Raw genomic sequence first — 17233 nt, 5'->3', positions numbered from 1 at the left:
TTGCTGGGTTTTTATTTTTACATTTCAAAGTAATGAAATAAGGAACTATGGGAAGTCCAGTCTTCCTAAAAATGAAGCGGTTCAACAGTAGAGTTTGTCATTAACTAAACTAAGAAAGTCGTTAGAGGACTAAACAACTTGAGTAATCTAGTTATAATACTTTGAACTTCCTAGCATTCAGGTAAATCAATCTATCAATTAAATTGACTTTCTTGCTATAACAAACATATTTCCGCCGAGGTTAGCGTGAGTTATTGCATCAGATAACGCACTCTTAAAATTAGGATCTGTCAAATGTGCTTTTATGAAAGTACCTAACTTTAAGTCGTAATCGGAAGAACCATGTGCCAACTTTTCAACGTAGCCAACATCCATCGAGCCATTGGGAGTAGTTATCTCAATCAGTTCAAAACCAAACTTTTTTAGTAAAATTAGAATGTTATTTTTATTAAACAGATTTACATGGCCTGGAGGAACTAATTGTTCATGGTCACGCCCTGCAATGGACCACTCGAGGCTATTCAAATTTGGAGTTGAGAAGAACCAATACCCCCCTGGTTTAAGAAGTTCAAATATCTTTTCACAAAAAGGAGATAAATCAGTAATGTGTTCCAATGTATCCCATAATGTTATTCCATCAAACTTATTTTCTGCGGGCATCTCATGTAACCAGCAGTTATAAATATTGATTGATGGGTTATCACCAAAACGTTTATTTAAGCTAGAACAAGCATCTTTACTAGGATCACAGCAACTGATAGACAAGCTATTCTGATTGCGAACAAGAGACTCAACAAAGATCCCTACCGCGCTACCAACATCAAGCAGCTTCCCTTCTTCCATGTATTGCTTTATTTTTTCCACTCTGGCATTGAAAATAGGAATTCGCTTTTCAAAAGTATCCCTAAATATTTGATTCTCTAAAAGCTTCATCTCTCCATTATAATAAGATTCTAATTGCTCATCGGTAGGCATAGGGTTACAAAATACATGCCCACAATGCTCACACTTATCTAACTCAAAACCATTTTTAATCTCATAATGAGAAATCTCGTTGTTATGGCAAACAGGGCAATAACTCGACTTTTCCTGAGCAATACTCTTACTATGCACTTCTGCTAAAGAAGTCAGTAACATTCTTTTTAACAATAACTTATACTTATCAGGGTGAATGTCTAAATAATTAATTTTTCCCATACATCATTTATCCAAATAAATTAAACACACTGCGATAGAAGCACTTAGCTTGATTCAGTTGATCTTTACAATTCAACAGTGCCTAGTTAAAAGCTAAATGTAATTTATCAAAATACTCGTCAATACCAAGTTTTAACACTTCCCGAGTTTTTGTATCTGCTTCTACCAAGCCATTTTCCAGTAGCCTTTTACAAAAAACCTGTTGAGAGGCTATATCATGAAATACAGCATGGTTAAGTAAAAGGTTATCCCCAATTCCAGCTAATTTTTCAGAGTCTGAAAAGCTCGAGTAACTACTTTTATAAGCTGCTTTAGTTGTATAAAAATCAAAATTAAAAATTTTCACACTTTTAGCCTGCATAGTAAGTAAGTCAATCAGGATTCTTTGTAAAAAAGTTGGAAAACCATTAAATAACTTCATTTTTGCTTCAAACAACATTGTGCGAGACTTTCCGTTATGAATTGACTCAAATTCAGACTCTTCTTTCTGTAGTTCAAATACATAGAAAATATCTTTAAGCCTAAGCAACTCTTTGTCTTCTGCTTTCATCATTTCCAACCGATATGCAGAAAGGTAGACAATATTAGTCTTTGAACCAATTTCTTGACTATCAGAATTATCCTTCAGCGAGGGAAGCATACGAATAACTAAATCATGGCTATCAATCTCTTTGCCAAGCTTCTCATTGGAAATGCAAGGGCCAACAATGGCGATACTTTTGCCTTTTACCAGCTCAAAAAACTGTTCGTCTTTTATGTTTAAAAGTTCAGCAATATATTGCCTGTTATAAGAGCCTCCAATGTATAGTTGTAAAAGGCTTTTCATATAAATAGAATCAATATCTTTATCAGGAAAGAGGTGACGCATGGAATCTAGCTTTCTTTGGGCAGCCGCATAATCACCTTTATCTAGTAGACAAAGAAATTGTTGCATGTAAGTATCTCTATCGTTTACTGGTGAGGCCAAAAGACTTTTTTGTAATTTAACTCGGCTATTTGAACAATCTCGAAACATTCCATTAGCCACTAAATATGAATAAATGTTCTTCCATCGCTCATATGGAAATAACTCTGGTGGTTTTTGAGCCAAATGAACAGATTGTTTAATCAGATCAGTGTGTTCCCCATGAGCTGATAGCCATTTTTCTACTTGAAAGATAAAGTAATCAGCTAATATTTTAGGTGCCTGGTATACCGTAATAACGTCTTCATTGATGTCTTCATTTCTCAGAACAGCCATTATTTCGGTAACATAGATACTGGTAATAACAATACGACTAAATATATAGCGGGATAATTCGTGTGGGGGGATAATCGGCACCCCCATATATTCGCGCTTCTCGTCACTGAATGAATCACAAATCGCCACGATATCGATATTCTTATCCGTAGAAAGCATATCAAAAGCACACTTTCCTCCCGAGCCAAGACCATAAAGTATAATTTTTTCCAATTCTTACTCCGAAGCTTTCATCTAATATTTGCTATTTGAGTTAATAGTTATACGAATAAGGGGGCTCTATACGTAACTGGGTATTTTATTAGAACAGTCGTTTTATGTAACCTCTTTACTTTATTCTAAGCTTCGCGTTACAAAATCTCAGTTACAGACCCTTAGTCCATATTACCAAGAACTAAATTCACTATCTTTATAAATACAGAAAATAGTAGCTCCGCTATTACGATAAAAAACATGTATTGCCATAGTTACAGGCAGCGCGTGCTGGTTATGAGCTACCAGTCAACAAGAGGTAATATTTGCTACCAGGATTTAAATAACGGCATCAGTGATAGGTTTACTAACCACTAAGGTACTAGTTTAAAAATATTCTAACATCTTATTCCAATTGCTTCAGCACTGCCACTATTCTGAATAAACAGAGTAATCTATTTTATAAATGACAGTATCATTTGAGTTGAACCATTGATAGTAATTGCTCAGCTTGGTATGGAGTTTCTTTATTTATATAGCTTAAGCTACTTTTCCTTGTCTCTCGACTTGAGCTCCCCAGTTTTTGTAAAGCTTCAATTCAAGACGTTCGGTATGTTGTTCTTAATTTTGGTCAAACGGCTTTAAGGTATAAATAAGGTTTATCATGGTAGTGTGAAGATTTAATTTCTTGAGTTGAGTGGGCATCACTTCTTATCCATCGTACGTATGTGATTCAGGGCTTCTTCTTATTCATTTGGTTTCAGGAGTTGAGATGGGTAGCTAACGATCAAAACCTTATATTGGCGTGTTATAAGCTCAAGGCCATCTTTGTCGAAGGTTTAGCTGAGTTACTGTGGTGAAAACTGCGAATGAAAAGCGGTTTGATTGATATCATGAATGTGGATGATTGATCTAACATTACGAAAAAGACTAAAAGAATAGTTATTTCCTGTGCCTAAAATGTAGTGACTAAATTGAAACCGTAGGAAAGGCTTGGACATATTTTTAGGGCGGGTTTGCGACGTTGACTTGTAAAACTAAGATAGTATATGAAGATAAAATTAAAGAGTCAAAAAGCACTTTTAATGTAGTTGGATAGAGATCTAAAATTGGCGAGAGGAGCAATGAAAAAGTACGTTACGCCTCTTAGTTTGAGCTATTGGGGAATACAGAGCCAAGCTGTAAGGCATGGTAATTGATATATGGTAGAGTGAAGATTATTGTGTGCAGCGGCTTTATAGCGATTAACAACAGGATATTTTAGGCACTATTTTTTGTCATACTTAACCTTGAGTTTTGTGTACTTCTAGACAACACTTAGGCTATTAAAAAGTGGCATGAAGTGGTGTGATGAAGCAGTTTTTAGAGCAGTTAAATTCACGTGTTATGCAACTGTATGTTGTTGGTTTTTCTGTGGTCACGGTTGTTGTTTTGAATTTATTACTACTTCATTTATTGCATTTAAAAACGCATCAGCAAGGTATTGATATAGTTAAGCAAATACATGTATTACGTGAAGACACAAGAAGCACGGAGAAAGTAGAACAAATAGCCCAGCAGTATGGTTTCAGTTCAGCGTCGGAAACAACTTCAAGCGATGGGTTAGAAAATGAGGTTTTTTCTTACCAAGGTTTGAGTTTGACTCTCTCTCATCCTTCAGTCATAAAGCGTTACTCTGCTGTTTTGATCTTTTTCAATATATTGTTTTTTGGTTTTTTAATGTTTTGCTACCGGTGGTTACTAATTTATCGAGTTAGGCCAAAAGCGTCTTATTCTCGAAATACACAGATATGTGTTGAAAACAATGCCGCATTACCTACTTCGATAGAACCTCGTAAGCCAGATGAGTCGTTATTTAACGTGTTTGCTTTAGTTAAGTGGCGATACATTATTGACTCGACAATAGATCCTCAACAACACTTTTCCGTACTCTTAGCAAAACATTTCGCCGATTATACTAAGTGCTCGGTAAAATACTTAAGCTCGGGAGCTCTCGCAGTTACATTTGAGCAAGTGCCCTGGGGGGATGTTAGCCGAATAGAAAAAAGGCTTCATGAAGTTGTATTTCAAGCGCTAATTATCATGCGACCTGATTTGTCACGTAAGACAGTTAAAATCGGTGCGTGTTATTATCAAGCTAAGGCTGACCAAACTCACGTTTATCAACTCGCACGGTCTGCATTAGCCGTTGCTATGAATAACGTTTGGCAACATGTTCATATGGTACCGCTTAATAAAACTCACGCTACAACGATGCAAAGTAGTGAAGATGATTTTATTGCTTATATTCAAAAAGGCCAATTTGTACTGTTCTTCCAACCTTTATTTTGCTTTAAACAACAAGATATAAAGCAGAGCGAGGCGTTACTACGGGTACGGCATAATCAACTTGGGCTGATTTCAGCCAAGCAGTTTATTCCGCAAATACACAGTCAGAGCCACTTAAATACATTAGATAAAACAGTTGTGGCACATACGCTTAGAGTTTTAAAAAAAGAAGCAGATCACACGAAGGTGAGTATTAACCTACATCATGTAAATTGGTGTGATGATACGTTTGTTAGTTGGTTGGTCTGCGAAATTCAGGGATCAGGAGTGGCGAGCAGGGTGCAGTTTGAAGTTTCGGCGTACGACTATTACCATCATCATCGGTCATTACTGCAAGCATTTAGTGCGTTGGCTAAGTTAGGGTCGGGCGTTTTGCTTGACCAAGTCACCGATGTTTTACCTGCAAAGACTTTACGGGCTATCCCTGCTATGGAAGCTGTAAAGTTGGCATTTGAACTGGTGCATCATATAGATACCAACCAGTCTCAGCAAAAGAGTGTGCGTCAAATTGTACATCAAGCTGAGAGAATCGGTATTCCGGTTTACGCGGTGGGCGTTGAAACTCAAGCTGAGTTAAATTGCTTACAACAGCTTGGTGTGCAGGGTGCGCAAGGGTATTACTTTGCGGAGTTACTTCAACAAATAGAATTGGTTGGCTATTAGTTGCTGCACTCAATGTGATTATAAACAGGTGACTAATCAAGAAACGCAAGCTATTAAATCAACTTACGATATCGCAACCCATCAAGGCCTTGTAACCCACCGGTATGTACAAATATGATTTTGCTATAAGCTGGGAAGTAGCCTTGCTCGATGAGCTGCCAAAGCGCATAGAATGCTTTACCACTGTATATGGGTTCGAGTGGTAAGTTATAGGCCCTATGCATATTCTGACAAAATAACCACAATTCAGGGGAAAACTTACCATACCCACCGCCATGATATTGACAAAGCAACTGCCAATTTTTTTGCGTTGCTGCCTTAGCGCTCAGCCCGAGAATATCCTGGTTTAAATACTCTGCATTTTTTAGTACTGCAACGCCCATAATATGGCTTGTTTCAGCACTGCCATCAATGAGTCCGGCAAGTGTTCCTCCGCTGCCCGTTGGGCAGAGTATATAGTCGCTTTCAGGTAAGCTTCGGGCGAGCTCTCGAACCCCTTGCAAGGCTGATTGATTACTCCCTCCTTCGGGAATTAGATGGCTGTTGGGAAATTGTTCGCGGATTTCATCTTGATAGTCAGTGTTATTGCGCTTTCGATAGGTAATACGATTAACTACATGCAAGTTCATGTAGCACGCTCGCGCCATTTTTATGGTTGGGTTTTGCTCATCTATATGTGGGCCACGTAAAATAACATGGCCCTCAATATCATATAACTTCGAAGCCATGCTCGATGCGTAAAGGTGATTGGAAAAGGCACCTGAGAAAGTAATGAATGCGTTTTTATTATTATCGTGCATATCTTTAAGGTTATATTTTAATTTCCTCCATTTATTACCGCTGATGTTTGGATGCAATAGATCATCTCGTTTAACACATACGGTCAGTTTTTGTTTGTTGATAGAGGGGGATGTGATCCGTTGAATTGGCGACTCTGGCCAATCAAATTGCAGTGAACGCATAAATGTATCTCTGATATTGCATGGAATAAGTGTACCAAATACGATGAATAGATTGAAAATCTTAATTGAGTACTGGCAACTCACTAGTCAATAGGGGTAAACTGAGATATTAATTGCTCAAAGCTTGTGTTTTACTTTGTAAGTACATAGCATAAAGCCTTAATTATAAAAAATAACAACGACCAAATAATTGCCGCTTTTGGGAATGGAATATATGCGAATTGCTCCTTTGTCTTTTTTTGTTACCGCCACTTTAATGGCTGCCAGTGTTTTGGCCCAAGATACAGCCACGGTTAATGCCGTTGAATCAGAGTTAGCTGTAAAGCAAACTGAGTTAGATAACTATACGCAAATATTAGATAAGCACATTAGTGAAGAAGCTCGACTACAATCACAATTGACTCTACTTCGAACGCGTTCCTCTGAATTAGATAAGGAGAAGAATCAAGCGCTTGATGCAATGAACGAATTGTACAGACGCTTAATTGACGATCCTTCTATTGATATTACCGCAGCGCAAACGCGTTACCAACAAGCGGTATCAACGCATAAGCAGAACAAAGATGATATTTCTATGCAATTGGCGGCGATTGCATCACACAGAAAAGACATTGAACAAATACGTATTACGAAGCATACCTTAGTAAACACACTTGAGAGCTTAAAAGATCAACTTAGTACAGCGCGAGTTGAGCGGCTGCGCAATGAGTTCACGCGTGAAGGGACACTCGAGGTTGAACATACCATTAATTGTAAGCGCACCGAAACACTTGCCGCGTGTGAGCAACGGGGTCAGCAATTAGGGTTACAAAAAGCGACTAAACGCTTCATTGATCAAGTCTTTGCAAATCTAACTGAACAACGTATCGTCGAACCAAAACGAAATATAGCTGGTGCCCAAGTTCAAGTCGTAAATAGCCATGTGGTTGGCAGTGCATTTAGTGGGCAAGGTAACTACAGCGTTAATTTAAGTGTGACTATGCGCGGCGATATGAACAATAGCCGTTTATGTAGTTTGCTTAACTTAGATAACCGCTTTTGCTCAGAGTATGGCACGCCATTGTCCATGGGGTACCAAGCAAGTTACCCAACTACTTTCAGTGATACACAGCTCACTTTTAAAGATGTTTCTGACAATATTGGGCAAGTAGAAGTTACAAAGGCAGACCAGCAGCCAGTTATTGAGATTGATACACAGCGCGTTACTAACGTGTCACCAGCACAGAGTGAAAAAGTGAACTCTGTTGCCGTGACTTTACGCTCGAATGTATATGATGATGAAGTGTTTATTAATGGTGTGAGCTACGGCTCAACAAAACTGACGGTGAATGTGCCTAAAGGCATTCATGATATTGAAGTGCGCAAATTGGGGTATCAGCCTTATAAAGCACAGATTGATATTCGAAAAGCACGAACGATAAATGCTCGGCTATTAAAAAAGCCTGAGTCGATTGCTGCACCGACACCGAAAAGTGAGCAAAAACAAGTCATAGCTAAGAGAACCAAGACAGTAGTTACACCTTCTCAGGCTAATAACGCAATTGTTATTATTCCGGCTGGCAGTTTTAAAATGGGAGATTTGACCGGCAATGGTTTGGCAAATGAGCGTCCTGTGGTTGAAAAGGTACTGAGTAACTCCTACGCAATGCAGTCCAAAGAAGTGACGGTTGGGGAATACAGGCAATTTATTACGAGTACAGGATACCAAACTGAAGCTGAAAAAGGTAAAGGTTGCGCATATTATAAAAATGGTGAGCCGGTTTGGGAGCTTGATTATAAATGGAGCAATCCAGGCTTTAACCAAGCTGATAACTTCCCTGTAGTATGTGTATCGTATGAAGATGCTAAAGCATACGCTAACTGGTTATCAGGTGAAAAAGGTCAGCAATTTCGTCTTCCAAATGAAGTTGAATGGGAATATGCCGCACGGGCAAGTACAACTTCAGAATATCCATGGGGTAATGAGATAGGTAAAAATCTAGCTAACTGTGGATGGTGTGGTAGTGAATATTCAAATAAAAGTGCTGCGCCAGTAGGTGAATTTGCGCCTAACAACTATGGTTTATACGACACAGTTGGTAATGTGTGGGAATGGACTCAAAAGCGAGCGTCACAAGATGATGTTACCGTTAGAGGGGGTGCATGGAACTTTGCGCCAAGTTTGGCACGAGTATCAACGCGTTTAGCTCTTGCCGCAGATTTTAGAGCAAATTATATTGGCTTTCGCTTAGTTCGAGAGCGTTAACGAACAATTACGATGGGTGGCGGCATTGTTCGTCACTTGACTTAAAGTATTTCTGTAAGGTTACCCAGCCTCATGTTTAAAAAATTACGTGGATTATTTTCTAACGACTTATCAATTGATCTTGGTACAGCCAACACACTTATATATGTAAAAGAAGAAGGTATTGTGTTGAATGAGCCGTCAGTTGTCGCAATACGACAAGAACGAGCCGGAGGCCCTAAGAGTGTTGCGTCTGTAGGGACCGCAGCCAAGCAAATGCTAGGTCGAACTCCTGGTAATATTAAAGCAATTAGACCGATGAAAGATGGGGTGATTGCTGATTTTTATGTGACTGAAAAAATGTTACAGCACTTTATAAAACAAGTGCACAATAATAATTTTATGCGCCCAAGTCCTCGTGTTTTAATTTGTGTGCCTTGTGGTGCTACGCAGGTAGAAAAGCGTGCTATCCGTGAGTCTGCAATGGGTGCAGGAGCGCGGGAAGTATACTTAATTGAAGAACCAATGGCTGCGGCGATTGGCGCTGGCTTACCAGTATCCGAAGCAACTGGCTCTATGGTGGTCGATATTGGTGGAGGGACTACTGAGGTTGCCATCATCTCTTTAAATGGCGTTGTATATTCCTCTTCAGTGCGTATTGGCGGCGATAAGTTTGATGAAGGTATTATTAATTATGTACGTCGTAATTTTGGTAGCTTGATTGGTGAAGCAACTGCTGAACATATCAAACATGAAATTGGGTCTGCTTTTAAAAGTGACGAACCGATTGAGTTAGAAGTTCGTGGTCGAAACTTAGCCGAGGGGGTTCCTCGTTCTTTTACTCTGAACTCTCATGAAATATTAGAGGCATTACAAGAACCTCTTATGGGAATTGTGAGTGCGGTGATGGTTGCATTAGAGCAATCACCTCCTGAACTTGCCTCTGATATATCGGCTCACGGTATGGTGTTAACTGGCGGTGGGGCATTGCTTAAAGATTTAGACCGTTTATTAATGGAAGAAACAGGGATCCCGGTGGTGGTTGCTGATGATCCGCTAACATGTGTTGCAAGAGGTGGCGGTAAAGCACTGGAAATGATAGATATGCATGGTGGCGATGTATTTAGTTACGACTAATGAATTTATTGTTTGGCCGTACCATTTCATTACAACTGCGACTTACTGTCGCAGTTGTGTTGAGTGTGCTCTTAATTTTTGGCGACCGTTATACCCAAGGTGGCACACTGGTCAGAACTAGTTTACATACCTTAGTCAGCCCGTTATTGTATTTTGCCAATGTGCCCTATGAAATGTTTGATATTGGAGCAAAAAGCTTACATACGCGCGATCAGCTCAGGCAGGAAAACTACACCCTCAAAGAAAAGCAGTTATTACAAAGTGAACAGTTGCAACAATTAGCGTTTCTTAAAAAAGAGAATCAAGAGCTCAGAGCGTTACTAGGGGCGTCAGCAAGACAAAATAACACCCGGTTGATTGCTCAAGTGTTATCTGTTCATTCCAATCCTTATAGCCACCAAGTGGTGATCAATCGCGGTACGATAGACGGAGTGACAGAAAGTCAGGCTGTCATCGATGAAATGGGGATTGTTGGTCAATTAACTCAAGTGGGTACAACCACATCGCGCGTTTTATTGATGACAGATATTACGCATGCTACCCCAGTCCGCATTCTACGCAATGATGTTCGCACTGTTATTGAAGGTATCGGAAAAATTAACCGTTTAAAGCTTTCTCATGTACCACATAGCTTAGATGTACGTATTGGAGATGTTTTAGTTACATCGGGTTTAGGCGGTATTTTTCCAGAAGGCTACCCTGTGGCGGTTGTGACAAACATTAATCGAGATGAGGGGCTTCCTTTTGCTAAGGTTTATGCCGAACCGATTGCTCAATTAGACAGAATTCGCTTATTAGTAATATTAGGTAAGTCAGCTCAAGAGACACTCAGCCATGATTAGACGCAGTTATTTTTTTGTGGCGTTAAGTATTTTCTTTGCGCTCGTAATGGCATTGATGCCGTTACCTATTTCTGCCGAACCATTCAGACCTGATTGGGTCTTATTAGTTTTGATGTATTGGTCACTGGCGGTACCCCATCGAGTAAACATTGGCTGGGCTTGGATCACGGGTTTAATTATTGATTTAGCTATGGGGTCACCACTTGGTGTAAATTCCTTGACTTACTCTGTGTGTATTTACATTACTGTGAGTAACTTTCAGAAAATACGAAACTTTTCAATTTGGCAGCAGGCCGTCATGATCGGTCTATTTTTGACGCTCTATCACTTGCTGCAATTTTGGTTAAACCACTTTTTACTCGATATTTATTTTAGCCCGCATTATTTGTGGCCCGCCGTGACAGGCATGTTATGTTGGCCATGGATCTTTTTATTACTGCGTAAGTATCGACGTCAATTTAGGATACGTTAATGATCCCTCTTTATTTAGCGTCAGCGTCCGCTCGTCGCAAACAATTGCTGGCTCAGCTGGGTTATGAATTTGAACAGTTTAGTGTGGATGCTGATGAAAGTCAGTTGGCTGATGAACCTGTGTATGCGTATGTTGAGCGTTTAGCTAGGCTTAAAGCGCAATCGGGTGTTGCAATGGGTTATGTAGACAGGCCTGTACTGGGCAGCGATACTGTGGTTGTCATAGACGAACAAGCACTAGGTAAACCTAAAGATATTGATGATTTTAGGGCGACTATGAAACGCCTATCAGGGCGTACCCATCAGGTATTAACCTCCGTCGCTTTGGCAACGCAAAAGCATGTAATTAGTACAGTTGTGTGCACCGATGTGACATTTAAAACATTAACAGAGGATGAAATAGAAAGTTACTGGCAAACGAATGAGCCGCAAGATAAGGCTGGTGGCTATGGTATTCAAGGACTCGGTGGACGATTTGTAACACATATATCAGGTAGCTATTTTGCCGTTGTCGGCTTACCTTTGTATGAGAGTGAGAAATTAATTCAACAATTTGTGGCGGAGACAGCATGAGCAGTGAACTACTCATTAATGTGACACCCAGTGAAAGTCGTGTGGCATTAATCGAAAATGGTGTACTCCAAGAAGTGCAGGTAGAGCGTATTGGTAATTTAGGTATTGTAGGTAATATCTATTTTGGTAAGGTTAGTCGAGTATTACCAGGCATGCAGGCTGCTTTCGTTGACATTGGGCTAGATAAAGCGGCATTTCTGCATGCATCAGATATTGTGAATAGCGCTTCATTCGAAGAAGGTGTTGATGATCAGCCAGTTAAAAAAGTACAAGATATTAGAGAACTGGTTAAGCAAGGCCAATTTATTCTGGTGCAAGTCGTCAAAGATCCGCTCGGCACAAAAGGGGCGAGATTAACAACTGATATCACTATACCATCACGTTATTTAGTATTTATGCCTGATGCTACGCATGTCGGTGTAAGCCAACGAATAGAAACTGAAGAAGAGAGAGCCAGACTGAAAAAGATAGTCTCTCAGTATAATGATGAGAATGGTGGCTTTATCGTTAGAACCGCAGCGGAAGGCGCATCTGAAGCCGAATTACAACATGATGCGGAGTTTTTGAAGAAACTATGGCAGAAAATTGTCAGTCGTAGAAAAAAAGCCAGCAAAGCCAGTATCTTACATGAAGATTTAACACTCGCTTTTAGAACGCTTCGTGATTACGTTGGTGAAGATATGGAACGGATCCGGGTTGACTCAAAGTTGACTCATCAAGAGTTAAAAGAGTTTACAGAGGAGTTTGTCCCTTTACTGGCTCAGGTACTGGAATATTACCCTGGTGAGCGGCCCATTTTTGACTTATTTGATGTTGAGAGTGAGATCCAAAAAGCGTTACACCGTAAAGTTGAATTAAAGTCAGGCGGTTATTTGATCATTGATCAGACTGAAGCAATGACAACCGTTGATGTAAATACGGGGGCGTTTGTTGGGCACCGAAATTTAGAAGAAACGATTTTTAATACCAACGTTGAAGCGACATCAGCGATAGCTCGCCAATTAAGGCTGAGAAATTTAGGTGGGATCATTATTATTGATTTCATCGATATGATATCGGATGATCATAAACGCAGAGTACTTCACTCTTTAGAAACGGCATTGTCAAAGGATCGTGCAAAAGCCAATATTAATGGTTTATCAGCATTGGGCTTAGTTGAAATGACGCGAAAGCGCACACGAGAAAGCTTAGAACATATTTTGTGTGGTGTTTGTCCATCGTGTTCTGGGCGAGGATCACTGAAAACGGTTGAAACGGTATGTTATGAAATACTGCGTGAGATTGTCAGAGTAAATCGTGCTTATGATGCGGATAAGTTTATGGTGTATGCGTCTGCTGCGGTCAGTGAAGCACTTACTAACGATGAATACCATAACTTAGCTGAATTGGAACTATTCATTGGAAAGCAAGTCAATATTCAAACAGAGAGTTTATACAGTCAAGAGCAATTTGATGTTGTCATGATGTAAGGCGGCACAGGGTTAATGCAAGCTAAAAAAATCTGCTTTTTTTGTTTTAGAAAAGTTTGGCAAGTTTTTGCTGTAGCGCTGGTCGTTTTGGCGGTTTTTGTGTCGGTGCTTAAATATGCCTTACCATACGCTAACGATTATAAACACGATATAGAAACACTGATCAATAAACAGTTTGGCGTTGATTTAACCATTGGCGCTATTAGTGCTAGCTGGCAGGGCACTGGACCCTCTTTAGTGTTAGAAAACCTAACATTCGCAGATAACCAAAATGCACCAATTGCATTGAGTATTGCTAATACTAGTTTGCAATTAAACGTTATTGAATCACTAAAAAATTGGCAACTGCGTTCAGATTATTTTGTACTTAATGGTTTTGTTGCTGATGTAAACCTTAAAGAGCTGAGTAATTTACAAACCAATAGTGATAGTAACTTTGAGCAGCAATCTTTGATAGAGAGCTTATTCTTAGGTGCAACGGGTCACTTTTCTATTCAAGAAAGTCAATTAAACTTGATCACTCACTTAGGAAAGCGCCACTCTTTATTATTGGAAGATATTACTTGGCAAAATAGCGAGCAAATTCATCAAGGTATTGGTGAAGTAAGTATTCCTGGTTTTTCTCAGGGGCACTACTCGGCTCGATTGTCTTTTACTGGTGAACGTTTACGTGATTTAAATGGGCAAATTTATTTACATGCATCAAAAGTAGATGTTTCTGACTGGCTAACTCAAGATCTAAATGAAGATAAACTAGGGATCCATACAGAGCTAAATGGTGAAGCTTGGGTGTCAATGCAAAGTGGTAAGCTGGAAAATGTTCATCTAAATTGGTTACCGAGTTATATTAAATGGTTGGAAAATGGCCAAAGTGAGCGTATATCACTGACATCTGGGCAGATATTATTTACGCCTTCAAAGCAGGGGCAGTTTTGGGAGCTATCAACTACGCCATTACAGCTTTCTCACAACGATATTCCTTATACAGCGACACAAGTACGCGGTGAGTTTTCAGCAGCGCAACAGCAAGTTTGGTTTGATGAACTCAGTGTAACCTTATTGTCAGACCTCAGTGCATTAAGCAATATGGAATTTGCAAAACAAGTCGCAGCGCATGACTTGCAAGGTGCTTTGCGAGGCCGAGTGAGTATTGGGCCAGAAAAAGATGTGTCTGCGTGGTTAGGGGGTCGTGATTTGTCATGGCGTCAGGTTGGAGGGATACCGGGTGCCGATAGCTTAAGATTGGAATTTGCACTGCAAAACAATAGCGGGGCTGTATCGCTCTTCTCTGAAAATGCACAGTTTCATACCGCAGGGTTATTCGATCGACCACTTGCTTACAATCAACTGAACTTAGAGCTTCAGTTTTTTAAGCGGGGTAATGATTGGCAAGTGGTAAGCGATTCGTTGTGGTTTGACAATGAAGATTTAACCGTTGCTGGAGAAATGCACTTAAATTTAGCAGATGAACCTGAGTTAGATTTATATGTCGAAGTACTTGGGGGGAGTGCAGAAGTCGCTAGTCATTATTTTCCTCAAACGTTAATGAAAGCAAGCCTCATAAAGTATTTGAATGAAGGGATCCTTGGAGGGATACATCGTGAATCGCAAGTGTTGTTTTCTGGGCGATTAACGGATTTTCCATTTAGTAATGGGGCTGGGCAGTTTGATGTTTTGTCAAAAATTGAAGATGCGGAATTTGCTTTTGCACCGGGCTGGCCTGCGATAAAGAATGCCGAGACGACGTTACATTTCTCCAATGAACGCATGGATATTTATGCTCATTCGGGCACTTTAATTAACCAAAAAATAGAGGACAGTGTGGTCGTCAGTATTGATAATTTAGATGCTGCAGATGACCTTTGGGTGAGAATAAACCATATTACGCAAGCCCCTTCGCTAGTGCCTTTTTTCGCAGCGACACCGCTTAATGACCCTCTTTCAAATATATTACAGATTGTTCAGGGTAAAGGTGAAGTTGAAGGAGATATAACCCTAAAGATAGATTTACGAAATTTAGATGTATTAGCTGAAGGTGACATATATTTACGTAATTTACCGATCTTTCTATCAAAGCCGGGTATGCAACTTGATCAAGTTGACGCTGTTTTACATTTTAAAGACGATGCTATTTCCATACCTGATGCAAGCGCATCCTGGTTAGGCATGCCTGTGCAGTTTGATGTTAAAGGCGATGGAGATAATAAAAACTACCAAGTTGATATTAATGCTCAGCTTTTGGCGCAAAGCGATAAATTACTGCCTTATACGGATGGCTTACTTGACGGCTACTTATCGGGGGAAGCGGAATTAAATACAGCATTGAGCTTGGTCTTTAGCGATGAATCATTTAATTACACGGCTGAGTTTTCGTCTGATCTAGTGGGTCTATCAAGCGACTTTTCTGCCCCTTATAATAAAATTGTCTCCAGTACTTGGCCGTTGCAAGGGGTGGTGCAAGGCGATGATATTTCTAATTTAATCATGGTTAATATTGATAAGAAGTTGTTTTTTAATGGCATCTTAGATAATGACAGTGTGCAATTGAGCAATGCACATTTGATTTCTGGCAAACGGGATAGAGGGCTTGCACAGGATGGGTTTGTTGTCTCCATTGACCATGCTGAATTGGATTTGCAGTCTTGGATCCCATTTATTGACAGAGTAATTAACTCGGGTAACCGAGCAAAGAACCAAGCTTCCTTGTTTCCAGAGTTACGTGCTATTGATGCTCAAATAGGTGATCTAGACCTATCGGATATTCACTTTAATGACCTTGAGATGCGCCTACGTCCGAGCAGCGATGGCATGACGATGCGATTAAATGCAAAAGAATTGCGTGCGCAAATAGTATTACCCCCAAGCGGTTCAAGTCGACCCATTGCAATCAATACTGATTATTTACGACTTAATCTACCTAAACTTGCAGAGAGCATGAGTACTGACCTTGAAAATGAGTCAAGCGCGAATATGCCAGCAGATGATTTAAGTTGGTTAGCTCATATTCCAGCCGTTGCGTTTAACTGCTCTGATTGCAGAGTTGATACTTATCAGTTAGATAAAGTATCAATGTCTTTGTTTGGTGATGGAAATAAGTTAGTGATCCCTGAACTCGTTGTCGATAAAAAGGAGCATGTGTTACGTGGGCAAGGACAGTGGCAAGCAGGAGTGTCACGTATAGAAGGGATTATGAACAGCAAAGATATTGGTGAGCTGTTTGATGAATTTGATTTAACCTCAACTATCAAAGATTCTAAAGCAAGCATTGGCTACCAATTACAATGGAATGGTGCACCCTATGATATAAATTTACCCAGTCTTGCGGGGGAAGTAAATTGGGAACTTGGTGAAGGACATTTAGCTGAAATAAGTGACCAAGGAGCTCGCGTTTTTTCTCTGCTAAGCTTAGATTCATTGGTGAGAAAATTGAAACTAGACTTTAGAGACGTATTCTCTAAAGGTTTTTTTTACAACAAGATGCAAGGGTCCGTGCAGCTTGAAGAAGGCATTGCTTATACGAAAGACACTAAAATGGACGGTGTGCCAGCGGATTTAACCATTCAAGGTTATGCGAATTTAAATACCTACGATATTAACTATGACTTGGCTGTGGCACCACAAGTTACATCTAGTTTGCCAGTGATTGTTGCATGGATGGTTAACCCAGTGACAGGACTTGCTGCGTTAGCGCTAGATAAGGTGATTCATTCTGCGCGGGTTATTTCGGAGATTAAATTTAAAGTGACAGGCACTATGGATAAGCCTATTGTTACTGAAATTAATAGAAAAAGTCGAGAAGTTGAAATCCCACAAGCTGCACAAAATACCCCCCCGAAGGCGCAAGACGCTTTACCTTCGAGGGAGCTTGTTGAAAGCACAAATAGCACATTAATTAAAAAAGAGGCGAGAACAGTTGATGAGGCGGGCGTTTAAAT

General features: G+C 39.9%; 11 protein-coding genes. 8 read left to right on the top strand and 3 right to left on the bottom strand.

Translation table 11 applies throughout. The features are described from left to right. Positions 1-198: 198 nt before the first annotated feature. Positions 199-1197, bottom strand: coding sequence for a class I SAM-dependent methyltransferase (locus tag PCIT_RS03175; RefSeq protein WP_010361338.1), 999 nt, complete (start codon positions 1195-1197; stop codon positions 199-201). 82 nt (positions 1198-1279) lie between these two features. Next, positions 1280-2650 carry a glycosyltransferase family 29 protein gene (locus PCIT_RS03170; RefSeq protein ID WP_040697989.1) on the bottom strand — a complete coding sequence of 457 codons (1371 nt, stop codon included), beginning with the start codon at positions 2648-2650 and terminating at the stop codon, positions 1280-1282. A 1329-nt stretch (positions 2651-3979) separates the two neighbouring features. Between PCIT_RS03170 and PCIT_RS03165 the strand changes: the two genes are divergently transcribed. Beyond that, on the top strand, positions 3980-5620 hold the full coding sequence (locus tag PCIT_RS03165) for an EAL domain-containing protein (protein WP_010361341.1): 1641 nt from the start codon (positions 3980-3982) through the stop codon (positions 5618-5620). A 53-nt stretch (positions 5621-5673) separates the two neighbouring features. On the opposite strand, the gene PCIT_RS03160 is transcribed toward PCIT_RS03165, so the two are convergent. After that, positions 5674-6582 carry a 1-aminocyclopropane-1-carboxylate deaminase/D-cysteine desulfhydrase gene (locus PCIT_RS03160; RefSeq protein ID WP_010361342.1) on the bottom strand — a complete coding sequence of 303 codons (909 nt, stop codon included), beginning with the start codon at positions 6580-6582 and terminating at the stop codon, positions 5674-5676. 214 nt (positions 6583-6796) lie between these two features. Here PCIT_RS03160 and PCIT_RS03155 point away from each other — a divergent pair, with 214 nt between their 5' ends. The 7 genes from PCIT_RS03155 to PCIT_RS03125 all read left to right on the top strand — a co-directional run bounded on the left by PCIT_RS03155 (position 6797) and on the right by PCIT_RS03125 (position 17231). Beyond that, complete coding sequence (locus PCIT_RS03155; RefSeq protein WP_010361343.1) at positions 6797-8827, top strand: SUMF1/EgtB/PvdO family nonheme iron enzyme; 2031 nt, start codon at positions 6797-6799, stop codon at positions 8825-8827. 72 nt (positions 8828-8899) lie between these two features. Next, entirely contained in the window at positions 8900-9943 is a 1044-nt protein-coding gene (locus tag PCIT_RS03150; RefSeq protein ID WP_010361344.1) for a rod shape-determining protein, read from the top strand. Continuing rightward, entirely contained in the window at positions 9943-10785 is an 843-nt protein-coding gene (gene mreC / locus PCIT_RS03145) for a rod shape-determining protein MreC (protein WP_010361346.1), read from the top strand. The genes PCIT_RS03150 and mreC overlap by 1 nt, the downstream gene beginning before the upstream one ends. Then, positions 10778-11257 carry a rod shape-determining protein MreD gene (gene mreD / locus PCIT_RS03140; protein WP_010361347.1) on the top strand — a complete coding sequence of 160 codons (480 nt, stop codon included), beginning with the start codon at positions 10778-10780 and terminating at the stop codon, positions 11255-11257. The genes mreC and mreD overlap by 8 nt, the downstream gene beginning before the upstream one ends. Next, positions 11257-11829: a Maf family protein gene (locus PCIT_RS03135; RefSeq protein ID WP_010361348.1), complete on the top strand. Its 573-nt coding sequence runs from the start codon at positions 11257-11259 to the stop codon at positions 11827-11829. Before mreD ends, PCIT_RS03135 begins: the two co-directional genes overlap by 1 nt. Further along, complete coding sequence (rng, locus tag PCIT_RS03130) at positions 11826-13298, top strand: ribonuclease G (RefSeq protein ID WP_010361349.1); 1473 nt, start codon at positions 11826-11828, stop codon at positions 13296-13298. The genes PCIT_RS03135 and rng overlap by 4 nt, the downstream gene beginning before the upstream one ends. Before the next feature lie 15 nt (positions 13299-13313). Further along, positions 13314-17231 (top strand): YhdP family protein, encoded by a 3918-nt coding sequence (locus tag PCIT_RS03125; RefSeq protein WP_010361350.1) that lies wholly within the window; start codon positions 13314-13316, stop codon positions 17229-17231. The last annotated feature ends 2 nt before the right edge of the window (positions 17232-17233 follow it).

This window comes from Pseudoalteromonas citrea (assembly GCF_000238375.3).
Classification (GTDB): Bacteria; Pseudomonadota; Gammaproteobacteria; order Enterobacterales; family Alteromonadaceae; genus Pseudoalteromonas; species Pseudoalteromonas citrea.
This window is presented reverse-complemented; position numbering and strand designations above follow the sequence as displayed.

Coding starts and splice junctions, on each gene's coding strand:
- PCIT_RS03175 (WP_010361338.1), bottom strand. CDS start 1,197: ATGGGAAAAATTAATTATTTAGACATTCACCCTGATAAGTATAAGTTA.
- PCIT_RS03165 (WP_010361341.1), top strand. CDS start 3,980: ATGAAGCAGTTTTTAGAGCAGTTAAATTCACGTGTTATGCAACTGTAT.
- PCIT_RS03160 (WP_010361342.1), bottom strand. CDS start 6,582: ATGCGTTCACTGCAATTTGATTGGCCAGAGTCGCCAATTCAACGGATC.
- PCIT_RS03155 (WP_010361343.1), top strand. CDS start 6,797: ATGCGAATTGCTCCTTTGTCTTTTTTTGTTACCGCCACTTTAATGGCT.
- PCIT_RS03150 (WP_010361344.1), top strand. CDS start 8,900: ATGTTTAAAAAATTACGTGGATTATTTTCTAACGACTTATCAATTGAT.
- mreC (WP_010361346.1), top strand. CDS start 9,943: ATGAATTTATTGTTTGGCCGTACCATTTCATTACAACTGCGACTTACT.
- mreD (WP_010361347.1), top strand. CDS start 10,778: ATGATTAGACGCAGTTATTTTTTTGTGGCGTTAAGTATTTTCTTTGCG.
- PCIT_RS03135 (WP_010361348.1), top strand. CDS start 11,257: ATGATCCCTCTTTATTTAGCGTCAGCGTCCGCTCGTCGCAAACAATTG.
- rng (WP_010361349.1), top strand. CDS start 11,826: ATGAGCAGTGAACTACTCATTAATGTGACACCCAGTGAAAGTCGTGTG.
- PCIT_RS03125 (WP_010361350.1), top strand. CDS start 13,314: ATGCAAGCTAAAAAAATCTGCTTTTTTTGTTTTAGAAAAGTTTGGCAA.